Origin of the sequence: Vibrio sp. 10N.222.55.C7, assembly GCF_041473335.1 — a bacterium.
Classification (GTDB): domain Bacteria; phylum Pseudomonadota; class Gammaproteobacteria; order Enterobacterales; family Vibrionaceae; genus Vibrio; species Vibrio crassostreae_C.
In genome coordinates this window covers 120,660-137,844 of record NZ_JBFRSC010000040.1, presented here as the reverse complement: position 1 = coordinate 137,844, position 17,185 = coordinate 120,660, and the positions used below count along the sequence as shown (strand labels likewise).

The window sequence follows — 17,185 nt, the reverse complement described above, 5'->3', positions numbered from 1 at the left end:
TCTCACCTGCTATCCATTTTTGCAGTAAGAATGCAACGGCAAGTCGGAAATGTGTTCATTTCTCGATGATCTCCACACAGGCTCTGACGCGCCAACTAGCCCCGGTTCTCTCAAAGGAAAAGGGGCTTTTTCCTTTCTGTATTTCTTGTTTTTGCTATTTATTTTCCTGTGAACTTTCTCGCACTACCTTTTCCAAATCTCTATTTGATGGTTCTTCTTCACGACAAATAATGTCATCTATTACACAAGATTTGCGTAAGTCAGAGATCTTTGGCGATTGATCATTTCTCGACCTTGAGCCATTTAGACGGCGGTTCGTACGCTTTCTGAACAGATTAAGATCTTTTTCCAATTGAAATCTATCGCTGTATTAGAAAATGATGAAAATTAAGTTGTTGATAAATATTAGATTAATATTTTTTTTGTGGTTTTTTGAAAGTTTTTCTAAAGCTTCTGATTTTCGCGCCGTTATTAAAAGTAACTTTGAGAGAACTACTTGGTTTTCCGAGACGTCGGAAACCGCTATACCGGAAAATCAATTGGAGAAATCACCATGGCAGTGAATGTAAATACAAACGTTTCAGCGATGACAGCGCAACGTTACCTAAACAACGCAAACAGCGCACAACAAACATCAATGGAGCGTCTAGCTTCTGGCTCAAAAATCAACAGCGCAAAAGATGACGCTGCGGGTCTACAAATCTCGAACCGTTTGAACGTTCAAAGTCGTGGTCTTGATGTTGCTGTACGTAACGCGAACGACGGTATCTCAATTGCACAAACAGCTGAAGGTGCAATGAATGAGACGACTAACATCCTGCAACGTATGCGTGATTTGTCTCTACAATCTTCAAACGGCTCAAACTCAAAATCTGAGCGTGTAGCGATTCAAGAAGAAGTAACAGCGCTGAACGACGAACTGAACCGTATCGCGGAAACGACGTCTTTTGGTGGCAACAAGTTGCTTAACGGTACTCACGGTACTAAATCATTCCAAATCGGTGCAGACAACGGTGAAGCGGTAATGCTTCAACTGAAAGACATGCGCTCTGATAACGCTCAGATGGGTGGTAAGAGCTACCAAACTGAGAACGCGAAAGATAAAGATTGGAACGTTCAAGCAGGCTCTAACGACCTAAAAATGTCGTTCACTGATAACTTCGGTCAAGCACAAGAAATCGACATCAGCGCAAAAGCGGGTGACGACATCGAAGAGCTAGCAACGTACATCAACGGTCAACAAGACTCTGTTAAAGCGTCTGTAACTGAAGACGGTAAGCTACAAATGTTTACTGGTAACAACAAGGTTGAAGGCGAAGTGGCATTCTCTGGCAGCCTGGCTGGCGAACTAGGCATGCAACCTGGCAAAGACGTAACGGTTGATACTATCGACGTAACATCAGTTGGCGGCGCACAAGAGTCTGTAGCTATTATCGATGCGGCACTTAAGTATGTAGATAGCCACCGTGCTGAGCTAGGTGCTTTCCAAAACCGTTTCGACCACGCTATCAGCAACTTAGACAACATTAACGAGAACGTTAACGCATCTAAGAGCCGTATTAAAGATACCGATTTCGCGAAAGAAACGACTCAGATGACTAAGTCTCAGATCCTTTCTCAAGCTTCAAGCTCGATTCTTGCTCAAGCGAAGCAAGCTCCGAACTCGGCACTTAGCCTACTAGGTTAATCGATTAAAAAGCCACGTTGACTATAAGCGTCAACGTTAGGCTTCCACAAATTAGCTCGTGGTGAGAGATGAGCGCTAAACAGACCCAGCTTCGGCTGGGTTTTTTATTGCCTGCAATTTGGAGAAGGGGGGAGTTTTGGTGTTGGTCGTTGATTGGAAAGCGAGATTCCCTATCACGCTCGCTCCTCACTGTAGGGAGTGACGGGAATTGGGAAATGATGGTTTCCTCGCTTACTACATCGAAGCAGTCTTTCGTCACCCCAGAATCGAGTAGAACGAGATATCAGGGATCTCTTCTGACTTTATATTCAACACTACGCTCATTAACTTAAATAATGGGGCAACTTTAGCGAATGTCGCCCTATTAATTGAAGCCCGATCACACTTTCCTTTGTTGTTGAAAAGAATATGAAAAAAAGCGCATTTTTTATTAAAGCTTCTAATTAAGGCGCCGTTAAAGGGATTGAGAGAAATGATATGTACCAATGTAAGGTGAGAGAGACACTGGTGCATAAACAAAATTGACATGTATTAGTGTGAGGTGAGAGTCACATAAGTACATTAAAAAATGCCTAAAGGAGATCAACTATGGCGATTAATGTAAGCACAAATGTGTCTGCAATGACGGCTCAGCGCTACCTAAATAGCGCGGCTGAAGGTACTCAAAAATCAATGGAGCGTTTGTCTTCTGGCTATAAAATCAATAGCGCAAAAGATGATGCTGCAGGCCTACAAATCTCTAACCGCTTAACGTCGCAAAGTCGTGGCCTAGATATGGCTGTGAAAAACGCGAATGACGGTATCTCTATTGCACAGACAGCTGAAGGTGCAATGAATGAGTCAACCAACATTCTGCAACGTATGCGTGACCTTTCTCTTCAATCTTCAAACGGTTCGAACAGCAAATCTGAACGTGTTGCGATCCAAGAAGAAGTCTCTGCTCTAAACACAGAACTTAACCGTATCGCTGAAACGACCTCTTTTGGTGGTAACAAGCTTCTGAACGGTACTTACGGCAGCCAATCTTTCCAAATCGGTGCTGACTCAGGTGAAGCAGTAATGCTATCTATGAGCAACATGCGTACTGACACTCAAGACATGGGTGGTAAGAGCTACGGCGTTACAGAAGGCAAAGATGCTTCTTGGCGTGTAGGTGCGGGTGCTGATTTAACAATCAAATACAACGATAAGTTTGGTGAAGCGCAAGAGCTATCTATCTCTGCTAAAGAAGGCAACGATATCGAAGAGCTAGCAACTTACATCAATGGTCAAAGCCAAGACGTTAAAGCGTCTGTGGGTGAAGGCGGTAAACTGCAACTTTTCGCTTCAAGCCAAAAAGTTGAAGGTGATGTTGAGTTTGGCGGCAGCCTTGCGGGCGAACTAGGTATCGGTGCTGGTAAAGACGTTACCGTTAACGATATCGACGTAACTTCTGTTGCAGGTGCAAACGAAGCAGTATCTATCATTGATGGTGCTCTAAAATCTGTTGATAGCCAACGTGCTTCTCTAGGTGCTTTCCAAAACCGTTTTGACCATGCAATCAGCAACTTAGACAACATCAACGAAAACGTTAATGCGTCTAAGAGCCGTATCAAAGATACCGATTACGCGAAAGAAACAACAGCTATGACGAAGTCTCAAATCCTACAACAGGCGAGTACTTCTATCCTAGCTCAAGCAAAACAGTCACCATCAGCAGCTCTAAGCTTATTGGGCTAAACTTACCTCGGTAAGTAGCGGTAAACTCTACTCTGGGTAGAGTTTTACTGTTTGGCTCATAAAGGAGGGAGGGAGAGTGTTATGGAAATATCATCCAACGCATCGAACATCCAGCCTTATGGCTCACCTAATGGCATTAAAATTGCAAGCGATGAAGGTAGTAGTGCGTCGAGTCTTTCGCGACTAAAAGAAGCAACATCTTATGACAAGGTAGAGAAATCGAAAGAGGAAGCTACCGAAGCGGCGATTCAATTAGCTCAACATAGACAAGAGTTAAATGATGAAGAGCGAGTCAAAATGGTGGAGAAGGTAAACGAGTTTATCTCCTCTCTCAATAAAGGTGTGGCTTTTAAGGTCGATGAAGAATCTGGGAGAGATGTGGTTACCATTTATGAGACCACAACCGGTGATATTATTCGCCAGATCCCTGATGAAGAAATGCTTGAAATTCTAAGACGCCTAGCAGCCCAAAACTCGAATAGTCGAATATTTGAGGTGAAGGTTTAAGTCGTATTATTGAGGTGATTTAATGAGTTTTGGCCCAATGGGGATTTCGTCTGGCATGGATATCAATTCCATGGTCAGCAAAATTGTTGATTCGGAGCGTGTACCTAAACAGCAACGAATCGACAATGAACGAACGCGAATCGATACCAGCATTAGTGCCTATGGAAGACTCAGAGAATCCCTTGATTCGATGAAAAACCTGATGACAAACTTTCGTCAGGAAAAAGCTTTTGCTGTGCGAACAGTGGAAAGTACCGATGAAGCGCTTGTCTCTGCAACCGCGACTACCGAAGCGATCGCTGGCAAATATGCCATCGATGTGTTGCAGCTTGCCCAAAGCCATAAAGTGGCTTCTGATGTACTGTCAGAGGACATGAAATTTGGCCCAGGTAAGCTGCAGGTTTCGCTTGGTGATGACAGCTTTGACGTGCAAGTTGGCGACAGATCGAGACTTATCGAAGTTGTTCGTGGTATCAACGGTGCAGATAGCAACCCAGGCGTTCGTGCATCTATTATCAACGATGTCGAAGGTCCAAGACTTATTATTGCCTCGAACCAGTCTGGTTCAGATCAGCAGATCAGCATTAATGTTGAGTCAGATGCTGCCAATCCCTTAAAAAAACTCGAATACAAAACGCTTGAAGAACGTGTTAAAGCGCTAGAGAAAGCGCGCGTTGCTGCTCAAGATATTCTAGCTCTAACCCCTGCAGGAAAAGCCGTTGAACTCATCGATGAAGTGATCGCTAGCGATGACCCAAATGCGAATGAAACACTCGATAAAGATGGCAATATCATCCCAGCAGCCCAAACCGATTCTACTTCAGATGTTGACGGAGACTCTAAAAGTCTCAGCTACGGTGAGCAAGCAGCCGCCGACGGCCAAGCCGCCCTAGACGCAGCTCAAGCGGCAAAGTCTGTGATGCCTGAAGATAATATCCCTGGCTGGACTGAAACCGCGTCAGGTACGCTTTTAGATTCTTACTACACACCAGAACTTGAGCTTGATGAAAAAGCGATAGAGAAGGCACCCGATGTGCCGGGGTGGTCAAATGCTGCCTCAGGTACTCTGACCGATTCATACGTGACACCGAAAGAAGCCCAACAAAAGCTTGAGGCTGAGCAAGCGCGTATCGAAGAGAAGATTTCACAAGAAAAAGCGGAGTTGGCTGAGAAAGTTCAAAAAGGCGAACTCACCGCAGAGCAAGCCAAGAAAATTGAGCGTGCCAAATTAGAACCCGAAGAGCGCGAGCTCTTAGAGAAGGTCGATAAAGCGCAAGCAGATCTTGAACAAGCACAGCAATCTTTTGATACCTATAGTGGAATGACTGAAGTTCAGGCTGGCCAAGATTCTATGGTTGTCCTAGATGGTGTTGCTCAACTCTCTAGTAATAACAATGTGATTGAAGATGCCATTGAAGGTATTGATATTACGGTGAAAGGAAAAACGCCAAAAGATAAGCCGCCGGCAGAAATTGGTGTGGAGTACGACCGTAACAGTGTTCGCCAAGATATCGAATCCTTTGTGAGCTCTTATAACCAGTTCTATCAAGTGTCGAAAGACCTCGCGGGTGTTGATCCAACGACTGGTCAAAAAGGCCCGCTCTCTGGTGACAGTACAGTGCGTAACGCCGACTCCCGATTGAAAGGGGTGTTCTCATCAAGTATCGAAGGTGCGCCAGACAATCTAAAGTCTTTGACTGAATTCGGTATCACCACCACAAGACAAGGCTCGCTAGAAATCAACTACGATATGCTTGACCGTCAACTCAACAATAACTTTGATAAGTTGGGTGAGTTCTTTGGTGGCAACAACGGTTTCGCCAAAAAAGTGGAAGATGCGATTCAAGGTATCACAGGTATCACGGGTTCAATCCGTACTAGAGAAAAGAGCTTGGTCGAGCAAAACTACCGTTTGGTTGATGACCAAAGCGCGCTCGACCGCCGCATGGACAGCCTAGAGAGCCGTACCCACTCTAAGTTCACAGCCATGCAAGATGCGACCAGTAAGATGCAATCTCAGCTGGGCAGTATGATGAATGCGTTGGGCTAATAGATGAATAGCCAGCTACAAGAGCTTTGTGAACTCGATCAACTAATTATCTCTAAACTGGAATTTAGTGAAATTAATGCTGAAGAAATAACGCAGCTTGTCGATAACAGAGAACAGTTATTGCAAAACGTGGTTCAAATAATCGACTCACATCCCGACGTTAAGCAAAGTTCTGAATGGTTTGAAGCCATTACCAGAACCAGAAAATTAGTCGAATTGATGCAGTCTGAGACGAGTCGAGTAGGTAAGACCCTACATAAATACCGTCACGGCGCTAAATCAGTTCAACAATACAAAAAGTTTTTATAGAAGAGGTTTACTATGCGCGGTTCTTTACAGGCATATAAAAAGGTATCAGTGGATAGTCAGCTAACGGCTGCCTCACCGCATAAGATTGTACAAATGCTAATGGCCGGTGCTATCGAGCGTTTGATTCAAGGCAAAGCGGCAATGCAAGCAGGCAACATCCCAGTGAAAGGTGAGCGACTTGGTAAGGCTCTAGATATCATTATTAGCCTACGTAGTTGCCTATCTATGGACGATGGTGGCGATATTGCGAAAAACCTAGATCAACTTTATGAGTTCATGATCACGCAAATTTCTGCGGCAAATCACAAAAATGACCCACAGCCTATTGATGATGTTATCGATATTATTCGCGAAATTAAGAGCGCTTGGGACCAAATTCCGAACGAATATCACAACTTGACGTCCGCTGACGTAGGTATTTAAAGAAAAATTGCAGTTTTAACCAATCTCATATCCCTTAATTGGTTGGTTGCCTTATTTTTTTAATCAAATAAAATAGAAGCCATTAGATAGCCTAATGGCTTTTTTCGTTGCTGATTTCCTAAATTTGTCCACGTAGACCATAATCATTGATACATCTCACTGTTTTATAGACTACGTTGCTCACCGTTTTTCCGCATCGCACCAAAATAAAGGCAATAATTCCTACTTATGCAAGGTTTGGCAAAACTGCTTGTCGTCGACGATAACGCTCAAGATCGTCACAATTTAAGCACAATATTAGAGTTTGTAGGAGAGAGCTGCGAAGTAATCAGCTCTGAACAAGCACGTAAAGTTGACTGGTCACTACAGTGGGCCGGCTGCATTATTGGTACCATTAAAGGTAAAGGCTTCAACGCATTACTGAATGAGAAGCTTGTTCACGCCAATCACATCCCTTTACTGGTGATTGGCAAAAACAATCACCCGGTTGACGAGTTGACTAACTATGTTGGTGAGCTTGAACTTCCTCTTAACTACCCGCAATTAAGTGATGCATTAAGACACTGTAAAGACTTCTTAGGCCGCAAAGGTGTTCAAGTTGTGTCTTCGGCACGCAAGAACACCCTGTTTCGCAGCCTAGTAGGACAAAGTGCTGGCATTCAAGAAGTACGTCACTTAATTGAACAAGTCTCTTCTACGGAAGCGAACGTGCTGATTCTTGGTGAATCTGGTACAGGCAAAGAAGTCGTAGCGCGTAACATTCACTATCACTCTAAACGTCGTTCAGGGCCTTTTGTTCCTGTAAACTGTGGCGCGATTCCACCTGATTTGCTTGAAAGTGAACTGTTTGGTCATGAGAAGGGCGCATTTACTGGGGCGATTACCGCACGTAAAGGCCGTTTTGAATTGGCTGAAGGTGGCACACTGTTTCTTGATGAAATTGGCGATATGCCGATGGCGATGCAAGTTAAGCTGCTACGAGTACTGCAAGAGCGATGCTTTGAGCGTGTAGGTGGCAATAGCACCATACAAGCTGATGTTAGAGTGATTGCGGCAACCCACCGCAACCTTGAAGATATGATCGACGATGATTCGTTCCGTGAAGATCTTTACTACCGCTTAAATGTATTCCCGATTGAAATGCCGGCGCTTCAAGATCGTAAAGAAGATATTCCACTGTTGCTTCAAGAGCTGATGACTCGAATGGAAGCGGAAGGCAGCATGCCTATCTGTTTCACGGCTCGTGCTATCAACTCTTTGATGGAGCATTACTGGCCAGGTAACGTTCGTGAACTAGCGAACCTGGTTGAACGAATGGTTATCTTGTATCCAAACAGCTTGGTTGATGTGAATCACCTGCCAACTAAATATCGATACAGCGATATCCCTGAGTTCCAGCCAGAGTTTAATAGCTTTGGATCTGAAGAGGAGCAAGAGCGTGATGCACTTGCTGACTTATTCTCAGAAGATTTCAGTTTTGATCAGCAAGATGATATTGCCGACAATGCTAATGCGCCTCAAGAGTTACCGCCAGAAGGGGTTAACTTGAAAGAGCTACTCGCGGATATGGAAGTGAATATGATCAATCAAGCGTTGGAAGCGCAGGGCGGCATTGTTGCTCGTGCTGCTGACATGCTTGGAATGCGTAGAACCACTCTGGTTGAAAAAATGCGTAAATATAACTTGCAGCGATAGTGTCCAGTTTTCGATGAAAACGAAAAACTAGCACACACTTTTTAGCTATTTGGTAACTCTAGCTAAGTGAACAGATAAACCATAGTCGAGTTGTTGCTTGCTTAACTATGTGATAAATATAGCAAATAGCCTGACTCGTGTTGTACGTCTCAGGCTGTTTTAGTATTTGAGGCAAATTTTTGACATGCGCGTATCTAACGAACCAGAAAATCAATCACACCTAGATTCTGTTGAACAGCAGGTTGAGCGCTATAAGCAAGTACTCGACGTGATGCCAGCTGGGGTTATCTTGTTAGATACACACGGCGAAGTGAGAGAAGCGAACCCTGAAGCGCATCGTATTCTTGGTGTTGAGTTGGTTGGCGAGAAGTGGTTTTCAGTGATTCAAAGTGCCTTTGACCCAAAAGACGATGACGGTCATGAGATCTCATTGAAGAACGGGCGAAAAGTGCGTTTGGCGATTTCAGCCTCTACCACGGGTCAGCTGATTTTGATTACCGATCTGACCGAGACCCGACTATTGCAGTCTCGCGTGAGTGATCTTCAGCGTTTGTCTTCATTAGGTAGAATGGTGGCCTCGCTTGCCCATCAAGTGCGAACGCCGCTTTCAAGTGCGATGCTGTATGCATCAAACCTTGCCGCGCCAAATCTGCCGCCGGCAACAAAAACGCGTTTTCAATCTAAGCTTATGGATAGATTGCATGACTTAGAGAAGCAAGTGAACGACATGCTGTTGTTTGCCAAAGGTGGTGACAACAAAGTCGTTAAGCCATTTACTGTGGCTGAATTGATCACTGAATTTCACCCTATGGTGGAAGCGGCATTGAAAACTAACCAGATTGATTATTGCCAAGAAGTTGAGGGCGAACAGACTCAAATGTTCGGCAACGCCAATGCTATCGCCTCAGCGTTAAGCAACCTAGTGTTGAACGCGGTTCAAATTGCGGGTAAGGAATCGCAGATCGATGTGTTTTTTAGGCCCGTAAATGGCGAGCTTAAGATATCAGTGCAAGACAGTGGCCCCGGCGTACCGAAAGAGCTTCAAGGTAAAATAATGGAACCCTTCTTTACCACTCGTTCACAAGGTACAGGTCTAGGCTTAGCGGTTGTACAAATGGTATGTCGAGCACATGAAGGCCGACTGGAATTGATATCAGAAGAAGGCGACGGCGCATGCTTTACCATGTGTCTACCGCTTGAAAGAAGTGCTTCTTCTGAAGACTAATAAGTTTTAACTGAATTTACACTGGAGAATCCTATGGCTCAAAGCAAAGTGTTAATCGTCGAAGATGATGAAGGTCTACGCGAAGCCCTTGTCGACACACTCGCGCTTGCTGGCTATGAATGGCTGGAAGCGGATTGTGCGGAAGATGCTCTGGTCAAATTAAAATCGAACTCCGTTGATATTGTCGTATCTGACGTGCAGATGGCGGGCATGGGTGGCTTGGCACTATTGAGAAACATTAAGCAGCATTGGCCAAATTTGCCGGTATTGCTAATGACAGCGTACGCCAACATCGAAGATGCCGTTGCTGCAATGAAAGAGGGCGCTATCGACTATATGGCAAAGCCATTTGCGCCAGAAGTGCTGCTCAACATGGTCAGCCGTTATGCGCCTGTAAAGTCGGATGACAACGGCGACGCTATCGTTGCTGATGAAAAAAGTATCAAGCTAATGATGCTGGCTGATAAAGTTGCGAAAACCGATGCCAACGTCATGGTGTTGGGCCCGAGTGGTTCTGGTAAAGAGGTGATGTCTCGCTACATTCACAATGCTTCTAGCCGTAAAGACGGTCCATTTGTTGCGATTAACTGTGCCGCTATTCCAGATAACATGTTGGAAGCGACCCTGTTTGGTTATGAAAAAGGCGCATTTACTGGCGCTATTCAAGCTTGCCCGGGGAAATTCGAGCAAGCGCAGGGCGGTACAATTCTGTTGGATGAGATCAGTGAAATGGATCTTAGCCTACAAGCCAAACTACTGCGTGTTTTGCAAGAGCGCGAAGTTGAGCGATTAGGTAGTCGTAAGAGCATCAAATTGGATGTTCGTGTATTAGCGACCAGTAACCGAGACCTTAAACAGTATGTTTCTGAAGGGAATTTCCGTGAGGATTTATACTACCGCCTGAATGTATTCCCAATTTCTTGGCCTCCATTGTGCGAGCGTAAAGGCGATATTGAGCCTTTAGCCAAGCACTTAGTTGAGCGCCACTGCACCAAACTTGGTATGCCTGTACCCGTTATGTCAGCACAAGCGATCAGCAAACTCGTCAATTATCCGTGGCCGGGCAATGTTCGCGAATTAGACAATGTGGTACAGCGTGCGCTAATATTGAGCGAACAAGAGAACATCTCTGGTGAGCATATCCTTCTTGAAGGTGTCGATTGGCAAGACGCAAGCAGCCTACAACAAATCGTCGAAGGCAGTGACGTAGCTGCGCCAGAAATTAAGCCTATTACCGAAGCAAACCCAATCAATAAAATCGCGGCTAGCAGCGAAGGGTTAGGTAATGAGCTTAGAGATCAAGAGTATGCGATCATTCTTGAAACCCTGATTGCATGTAATGGCCGACGCAAAGATATGGCTGAAAAACTGGGTATTAGCCCTCGTACACTGCGTTACAAGTTGGCTAAAATGCGCGATGCTGGAATAGATATCCCAAACTGAGGATAGATTAGTAGTGTCAGCTTTCTGACTAGTGTAATACGATATCTAGTCAATTTAATGTGTGGCACGCTAATTGCTCTGTCAATAATATAGCTAAATAGATGGTCATAATTTTGACTCCTGAGGTAGTAGATGAGAATAGATGGTTTACAAGGCGAAATGCAGGCGATGATGGTCGAAGCTGCCAGCGCGCGTCCCGCAGCAACGGGGCAAGCGGTCGGTGCAGATTTTGGCAACATGCTGACTAATGCCATCAATAATGTGAACTCATTACAAAAGACCTCAGGTGATCTTCAAGCTCGTTTTGATAGTGGCGACCAAAGCGTATCCCTATCGGACGTGATGATTGCTCGTAATAAATCTAGTGTGGCTTTTGAGGCGACGATCCAAATTAGAAATAAATTGGTCGAATCGTACAAAGAGCTGATGAATATGCCGGTATAAGTTGGGTAGTTAAATAGTGGCAGATAATAGTCAAACAACAGATTTAACCGTAAGCGATAGCAATGACCACGCACTGATTGCAGGCTCTGAGCTAGACGGAGAAGGGCAAAATCCCGATCTAGGTGAACGCAGTTCATCGAAGTTCGATATGGCTGTCGGTGATCTCGATTTACTTCGTCAGGTCGTCTTAGTCCTTTCTATCTCTATCTGTGTAGCGCTGATTGTGATGCTGTTTTTCTGGGTAAAAGAGCCAGAAATGCGTCCATTAGGGGCTTACGAAACAGAAGAATTGATCCCCGTTCTTGATTACTTGGATCTGCAAAAGATCCAGTACACGCTTGAAGGCAATACCATCTCAGTACCGGCGAGTGAGTACAACTCATTAAAGCTTAATATGGTACGAGCGGGTTTGAATCAAGAGCGAAACGCGGGTGATGACATCCTCATGCAAGACATGGGTTTTGGTGTATCACAACGTTTAGAACAAGAACGCCTTAAATTAAGCCGCGAAAGACAACTTGCCAAAGCCATTGAGCAGATGAAACAGGTGCGTAAAGCTCAGGTTTTATTGGCCCTGCCGAAGCAGAGTGTTTTTGTACGTCATAATCAAGAAGCCTCTGCTTCTGTATTCCTAACTCTAAAAACAGGTACTAACCTCAAGCAGCAAGAAGTTGATTCTGTTGTGGATATGGTGGCAAGTGCCGTTCCGGGAATGAAAACCTCACGTATTACGGTGACCGATCAGCATGGCCGATTGTTGAGCTCAGGCTCTCAAGACCCTATGTCAGCGGCGCGTCGTAAAGAACACGAGTTAGAGCGCAATCAAGAACAAGCGCTGCGTGAAAAAATTGACTCCATCCTGATTCCTATTCTTGGGTTTGGTAACTACACCGCTCAGGTTGATATCCAGCTCGATTTCAGTGCTGTGGAGCAAACCAGAAAACGTTTTGATCCGAATACACCGGCGACTCGAAGTGAATACACTTTAGAAGATTACAACAATGGAAATACGGTGGCGGGTATTCCGGGTGCGTTGAGTAACCAGCCTCCAGCGGATGCCTCAATTCCACAAGATGTGGCTCAGATGAAAGACGGCGCGATGACAGGTCAAGGCTCTGTTCACAAAGAAGCGACTCGAAACTTTGAGCTAGACACCACCATCAGTCATGAACGTAAACAGAGCGGCACGGTTAATCGTCAGACGGTTTCTGTTGCGATCAAAGACCGCCAATCCTTGAACCCAGATACGGGTGAAGTGGTTCATACGCCAATCCCGGCGAGCGAAATCAATGCGATTCGCCAAGTACTGATTGGTACGGTGGGCTTTGATGAAACTCGTGGTGATTTGCTCAACGTATTAAGCATGCAGTTTGCACCTCAAGTAACAGATGTTGTTGCTGATGTGCCAATCTGGGAGCATCCAAACTTCAATGATTGGGTTCGTTGGTTTGCAAGTGCCTTGGTTATCATTGTGGTGGTGTTGGTACTTGTTCGCCCTGCAATGAAGAAACTGCTTAACCCAGCAGCAGACAACGATGAACAGATGTACGGACCTGATGGCATGCCAATTGGTGCCGACGGCGAAACCAGCTTAATTGGTGGTGATATTGAAGGTGGTGAGCTGTTTGAATTTGGTTCAAGTATCGACTTACCAAACCTTCATAAAGACGAGGACGTGCTGAAAGCAGTACGTGCACTTGTAGCGAATGAACCAGAGCTAGCAGCTCAAGTAGTTAAGAATTGGATGGTAGATGGCTAACGAAATAGTTCCACAACAAACTGAAGGCGGTGAAGTGCTTGATGTCTCTAGCGTGGATATCGGCTCTATTTCAGGCGATGAGCGCGCTGCGATCTTGTTGCTCAGTTTAAATGAAGAAGATGCTGCTGGTATTATTCGTCACCTAGAGCCAAAGCAGGTTCAGCGTGTGGGTAGTGCGATGGCGCGAGCTACAGACCTATCCCAAGAGAAAGTAGGCGCTGTGCACCGTGCTTTCTTAGATGATATTCAGAAGTACACCAACATTGGTATGGGCAGCGAAGACTTCATGCGTAATGCGTTAGTTGCTGCTCTGGGTGAAGACAAGGCGAATAACCTTGTTGACCAAATCCTTCTCGGCACAGGTTCGAAAGGTTTGGATTCGCTTAAGTGGATGGATCCTCGTCAGGTGGCGAGCATTATCATCAACGAGCACCCTCAAATTCAAACTATTGTGTTGTCGTACCTCGATGCCGATCAATCGGCTGAGATCCTGTCTCAGTTCCCAGAGCGAGTTCGTCTGGATCTGATGATGCGTATTGCCAACCTTGAAGAAGTTCAACCTTCGGCGCTTGCTGAACTGAATGAAATCATGGAGAAACAGTTCGCGGGTCAAGCGGGTGCTCAAGCTGCCAAAATTGGTGGCCTGAAAGCCGCGGCTGAGATCATGAACTACATGGATAACAACGTGGAAGGCGTCTTGATGGATCAAATCCGTGACCAAGACGAAGACATGGCAACACAGATTCAAGATCTGATGTTTGTCTTTGAAAACCTTATTGAAGTTGATGACCAAGGTGTTCAACGACTACTACGTGATGTTCCACAAGATATTCTACAGAAAGCACTTAAAGGTGCAGATGAAGGTCTACGTGAGAAGATCTTCAAGAACATGTCTAAACGTGCTGCCGATATGATGAGAGACGATATTGAGGCGATGCCGCCAGTCAAAGTCTCTGATGTTGAAGCGGCTCAGAAAGAGATTTTGGGTATCGCGAGGAAGATGGCAGACAGTGGCGAAATTATGCTGTCTGGTGGCGCCGACGAGTTCCTTTAATACAGAAATCTCAAAAGCCCCACACTGTTGGGGCTTTTCTTTATCCAATCTCGAACCACAGATTAACTCAGTTTAACTGCTTGAATTCACAATACAGTTAAGCCACTCATAGATAGGTACTGATATGTCAGGTGATAGAAAACGCGGCTTCCTTCGCCCTGAAGAAGATAACACGGTTGCCCAACCTCAGAAATGGGGGCTGCCTGACTACACCTCTGACGTGAGCAAACAAGCCAAAGAAACCGCTTTTAACTACGACCCTAGTTGGATGCCAACGGTTGAAGAAGCCATTGAAGATGAAGAGCTGGTTCTGACTGAAGAGCAAATCGAGCTGATTAAACAAGGCGCTTATCAGGAAGGGCTGCATCAAGGCCAAGAGGCGGGCTTTAAGCAAGGCTATGAAAAAGGCAAAGAAGAAGGTTTTGCTGCCGGTCACGAAGAAGGCAACGAAGCCGGCAAGCTTGAAGGCGTAACCGCGGGTCAAGAGTACATTCAACAGCAGGTGGCCGTCTTCATGGGGCTGGCAAACCAGTTCGCTCAACCATTAGAGTTGATGAACGCTCAGGTGGAGAAGCAATTGGTCGACATGGTGCTTACCATGGTCAAAGAAGTGGTTCATGTTGAAGTGCAAACCAACCCACAAATCATATTAGATACCGTTAAAGAATCGGTAGAGTCGTTGCCGATTTCTGGTCACGCAATCACATTGAAACTCAATCCGGAAGATGTGGCGATCATTCGCTCTGCGTATGGCGAGACTGAATTGGACTGCCGTAATTGGACGCTGGTCGCAGAGCCAGCACTCAACCGTGGTGATGTACAAATTGAAGCGGGTGAGTCGAGCGTTAACTACCGCATGGAAGATCGTGTAAAGAACGTTATTCAAAATTTCTGCGGCGCAAATCGTCACCAAGGTCATGAGTAATGCTTGAGTTAGCGAATCGTCTCAGTCAGTACAAAGTCGAGGGGCTAAAATCGCGACCAATTGCCTCTGGTAAATTAGTACGCGTTGTTGGCTTAACGCTTGAAGCGACCGGCTGTAAAGCGCCAATCGGCAGTTTGTGTTTAGTCGAAACCATGTCTGGTCAGATGGAAGCCGAAGTCGTCGGTTTCTCTGGCGATAACCTATTTTTGATGCCGAGTGAGCAAATCACCGGGATCTTACCTGGCGCTCGCGTCACGCCAATGACTACCGAAAGTGGTATCCCTGTTGGAATGGAACTGCTCGGTCGAGTGATCGACGGCGTAGGTAATCCACTCGACGGTTTAGGTCCAATCTATACAGAGCAATGCGCTTCATTTAATGCGGAGCCAATCAACCCGTTAGCTCGTAAACCGATTTCTGAACCACTCGATGTCGGCTTGAAAGCCATTAATGGTTTGCTAACCGTGGGTAAAGGGCAACGTATCGGTCTGTTTGCTGGCTCTGGTGTCGGTAAATCCGTAACTCTGGGCATGATGACTCGAGGCACAACTGCGCAAGTAGTGGTCGTAGGCCTAATCGGTGAGCGTGGACGAGAAGTTAAAGAATTTATTGAAGAGATTCTTGGTGAAGATGGCCGTAAGCGTTCGGTTGTTGTTGCCGCTCCTGCCGACTCATCACCATTGATGCGCTTAAAAGGCTGTCAAACCGCGTTGGCTGTCGCCGAGTACTTCCGCGACCAAGGCTTAGATGTTCTGCTACTCATGGATTCATTGACCCGTTTTGCTCAAGCTCAGCGTGAAATTGCTCTGTCTGTGGGTGAGCCGCCAGCAACCAAGGGCTATCCGCCATCAGTCTTCGCTAAGCTTCCTGCGCTGGTGGAACGAGCAGGTAACGGCAATGATGAACAAGGTTCTATCACGGCTTTCTTTACCGTGTTAACCGAAGGCGATGACTTACAAGATCCGATTGCGGATGCGTCGCGAGCAATTCTCGATGGTCACGTTGTGTTATCTCGTGAGATGGCCGATGCCGGTCACTACCCAGCGATTGACGTTGAGAAATCCGTCAGTCGTGTTATGCCGCAAATCACCACTGAAGAACATGTCTTGATGTCGAAAGCGGTAAGGCAAGTGCTGTCTATCTGCCGTAAAAACCAAGATTTGGTGTCGATTGGTGCTTACAAGCCAGGAACGGATCCAGCAATCGATAGTGCCTTCACGTTGAAACCAAAACTGGATGAGTACTTGCAGCAGAAGATGAAAGAGACCGTCCCATACGACATGTGCGTCAACATGTTGAAACATGTATTGGGTGGCTAACGGGTGAATAAGGTTAGTCATGGATAACGCATTAGAATTTTTGCTCGATCAAGCCAAAGATCAAGAGAACCAAGCGGTACTTGCGCTCAACAAAGCGAACTCTGAGCTGCAAGGCTACTATGAGCAGGTTGCGCAGATTGAAAAGTATCGACTGGATTACTGTCAGCAGCTCGTTGACCGCGGCAAGGCAGGCTTAACGGCGAGCCAATATGGTCACTTGAACCGCTTCTTAACTCAGTTGGATGAAACATTATCCAAACAGAGAGAAGCCGAGCACCACTTTAAAAATCAAGTCGACAACTGCCAAGGCTACTGGATGGAGTTACGCAAAAAACGTAAATCCTACGAGTGGTTGATGGAGAAAAAGCAGAAAGAGAAAGCAAAGCTGCAAGATCGAAGAGAACAAAAGCAAATGGATGAGTTTTCGACTCTGTTATACAGCCGAAAGAAGATGTGATCCTAAGCCACGAATGACGTCAGTGCTGTTCTCTATATTGTGAAAACCGAACTTATAGGCATGTTTCTTGCTCCGTTTTATATAAAATTGCGCGTTATGCCCACCAAAGGCATGAAAAGCATCCGACTTTCTTTTTGTTGCCTGATTCATGGCAGCAAAGCTAGTAGAT

Annotated in this window: 15 protein-coding genes; all 15 read left to right on the top strand. The window is 45.7% G+C overall.

The genetic code is table 11. From position 1 onward, the window contains the following. Positions 1-553: 553 nt before the first annotated feature. The 15 genes from AB4482_RS15010 (at position 554) to fliJ (ending at position 17,016) form a co-directional block, all read left to right on the top strand. Positions 554-1,687: a flagellin gene (locus AB4482_RS15010; RefSeq protein WP_048616124.1), complete on the top strand. Its 1,134-nt coding sequence runs from the start codon at positions 554-556 to the stop codon at positions 1,685-1,687. Positions 1,688-2,275: 588 nt separating this feature from the next. After that, positions 2,276-3,406 (top strand): flagellin, encoded by a 1,131-nt coding sequence (locus AB4482_RS15005; protein WP_017066381.1) that lies wholly within the window; start codon positions 2,276-2,278, stop codon positions 3,404-3,406. 81 nt (positions 3,407-3,487) lie between these two features. Next, a complete protein-coding gene (flaG, locus tag AB4482_RS15000; protein ID WP_017066380.1) occupies positions 3,488-3,913 on the top strand; it encodes a flagellar protein FlaG in 426 nt (141 codons plus the stop codon). A 22-nt stretch (positions 3,914-3,935) separates the two neighbouring features. Further along, positions 3,936-5,963 carry a flagellar filament capping protein FliD gene (gene fliD / locus AB4482_RS14995; protein WP_017066379.1) on the top strand — a complete coding sequence of 676 codons (2,028 nt, stop codon included), beginning with the start codon at positions 3,936-3,938 and terminating at the stop codon, positions 5,961-5,963. A 3-nt stretch (positions 5,964-5,966) separates the two neighbouring features. Then, a complete protein-coding gene (locus tag AB4482_RS14990; RefSeq protein ID WP_372131284.1) occupies positions 5,967-6,272 on the top strand; it encodes a flagellar protein FliT in 306 nt (101 codons plus the stop codon). A gap of 12 nt (positions 6,273-6,284) precedes the next feature. After that, the gene (gene fliS / locus AB4482_RS14985) at positions 6,285-6,695 is read left to right on the top strand and encodes a flagellar export chaperone FliS (RefSeq protein ID WP_004736194.1); all 411 of its coding nucleotides are present in this window, start codon (positions 6,285-6,287) and stop codon (positions 6,693-6,695) included. A gap of 228 nt (positions 6,696-6,923) precedes the next feature. After that, a complete protein-coding gene (locus AB4482_RS14980; protein WP_017064122.1) occupies positions 6,924-8,390 on the top strand; it encodes a sigma-54 dependent transcriptional regulator in 1,467 nt (488 codons plus the stop codon). Between the two features lie 184 nt (positions 8,391-8,574). Further along, positions 8,575-9,615, top strand: coding sequence for a PAS domain-containing sensor histidine kinase (locus tag AB4482_RS14975; protein WP_017060686.1), 1,041 nt, complete (start codon positions 8,575-8,577; stop codon positions 9,613-9,615). A 33-nt stretch (positions 9,616-9,648) separates the two neighbouring features. Next, positions 9,649-11,058 carry a sigma-54-dependent transcriptional regulator gene (locus AB4482_RS14970; RefSeq protein ID WP_372131286.1) on the top strand — a complete coding sequence of 470 codons (1,410 nt, stop codon included), beginning with the start codon at positions 9,649-9,651 and terminating at the stop codon, positions 11,056-11,058. Positions 11,059-11,190: 132 nt separating this feature from the next. After that, entirely contained in the window at positions 11,191-11,502 is a 312-nt protein-coding gene (fliE, locus tag AB4482_RS14965; RefSeq protein WP_017060684.1) for a flagellar hook-basal body complex protein FliE, read from the top strand. Positions 11,503-11,518: 16 nt separating this feature from the next. After that, positions 11,519-13,261, top strand: coding sequence for a flagellar basal-body MS-ring/collar protein FliF (gene fliF, locus AB4482_RS14960; RefSeq protein WP_017064120.1), 1,743 nt, complete (start codon positions 11,519-11,521; stop codon positions 13,259-13,261). Next, a complete protein-coding gene (gene fliG, locus AB4482_RS14955) occupies positions 13,254-14,315 on the top strand; it encodes a flagellar motor switch protein FliG (protein WP_017060682.1) in 1,062 nt (353 codons plus the stop codon). The genes fliF and fliG overlap by 8 nt, the downstream gene beginning before the upstream one ends. Positions 14,316-14,439: 124 nt before the next feature. Then, positions 14,440-15,240, top strand: a complete 801-nt coding sequence (fliH, locus tag AB4482_RS14950; protein WP_017060681.1) for a flagellar assembly protein FliH — start codon at positions 14,440-14,442, stop codon at positions 15,238-15,240. After that, positions 15,240-16,559, top strand: coding sequence for a flagellar protein export ATPase FliI (gene fliI, locus AB4482_RS14945; RefSeq protein WP_372181156.1), 1,320 nt, complete (start codon positions 15,240-15,242; stop codon positions 16,557-16,559). Before fliH ends, fliI begins: the two co-directional genes overlap by 1 nt. A gap of 19 nt (positions 16,560-16,578) precedes the next feature. Then, a complete protein-coding gene (gene fliJ, locus AB4482_RS14940) occupies positions 16,579-17,016 on the top strand; it encodes a flagellar export protein FliJ (RefSeq protein ID WP_372131288.1) in 438 nt (145 codons plus the stop codon). The last annotated feature ends 169 nt before the right edge of the window (positions 17,017-17,185 follow it).

Excerpts from the sequence above, each read along its gene's own strand:
- AB4482_RS15010 (WP_048616124.1), top strand. The coding sequence starts at position 554 with ATGGCAGTGAATGTAAATACAAACGTTTCAGCGATGACAGCGCAACGT.
- AB4482_RS15005 (WP_017066381.1), top strand. The coding sequence starts at position 2,276 with ATGGCGATTAATGTAAGCACAAATGTGTCTGCAATGACGGCTCAGCGC.
- flaG (WP_017066380.1), top strand. The coding sequence starts at position 3,488 with ATGGAAATATCATCCAACGCATCGAACATCCAGCCTTATGGCTCACCT.
- fliD (WP_017066379.1), top strand. The coding sequence starts at position 3,936 with ATGAGTTTTGGCCCAATGGGGATTTCGTCTGGCATGGATATCAATTCC.
- AB4482_RS14990 (WP_372131284.1), top strand. The coding sequence starts at position 5,967 with ATGAATAGCCAGCTACAAGAGCTTTGTGAACTCGATCAACTAATTATC.
- fliS (WP_004736194.1), top strand. The coding sequence starts at position 6,285 with ATGCGCGGTTCTTTACAGGCATATAAAAAGGTATCAGTGGATAGTCAG.
- AB4482_RS14980 (WP_017064122.1), top strand. The coding sequence starts at position 6,924 with ATGCAAGGTTTGGCAAAACTGCTTGTCGTCGACGATAACGCTCAAGAT.
- AB4482_RS14975 (WP_017060686.1), top strand. The coding sequence starts at position 8,575 with ATGCGCGTATCTAACGAACCAGAAAATCAATCACACCTAGATTCTGTT.
- AB4482_RS14970 (WP_372131286.1), top strand. The coding sequence starts at position 9,649 with ATGGCTCAAAGCAAAGTGTTAATCGTCGAAGATGATGAAGGTCTACGC.
- fliE (WP_017060684.1), top strand. The coding sequence starts at position 11,191 with ATGAGAATAGATGGTTTACAAGGCGAAATGCAGGCGATGATGGTCGAA.
- fliG (WP_017060682.1), top strand. The coding sequence starts at position 13,254 with ATGGCTAACGAAATAGTTCCACAACAAACTGAAGGCGGTGAAGTGCTT.
- fliH (WP_017060681.1), top strand. The coding sequence starts at position 14,440 with ATGTCAGGTGATAGAAAACGCGGCTTCCTTCGCCCTGAAGAAGATAAC.
- fliI (WP_372181156.1), top strand. The coding sequence starts at position 15,240 with ATGCTTGAGTTAGCGAATCGTCTCAGTCAGTACAAAGTCGAGGGGCTA.
- fliJ (WP_372131288.1), top strand. The coding sequence starts at position 16,579 with ATGGATAACGCATTAGAATTTTTGCTCGATCAAGCCAAAGATCAAGAG.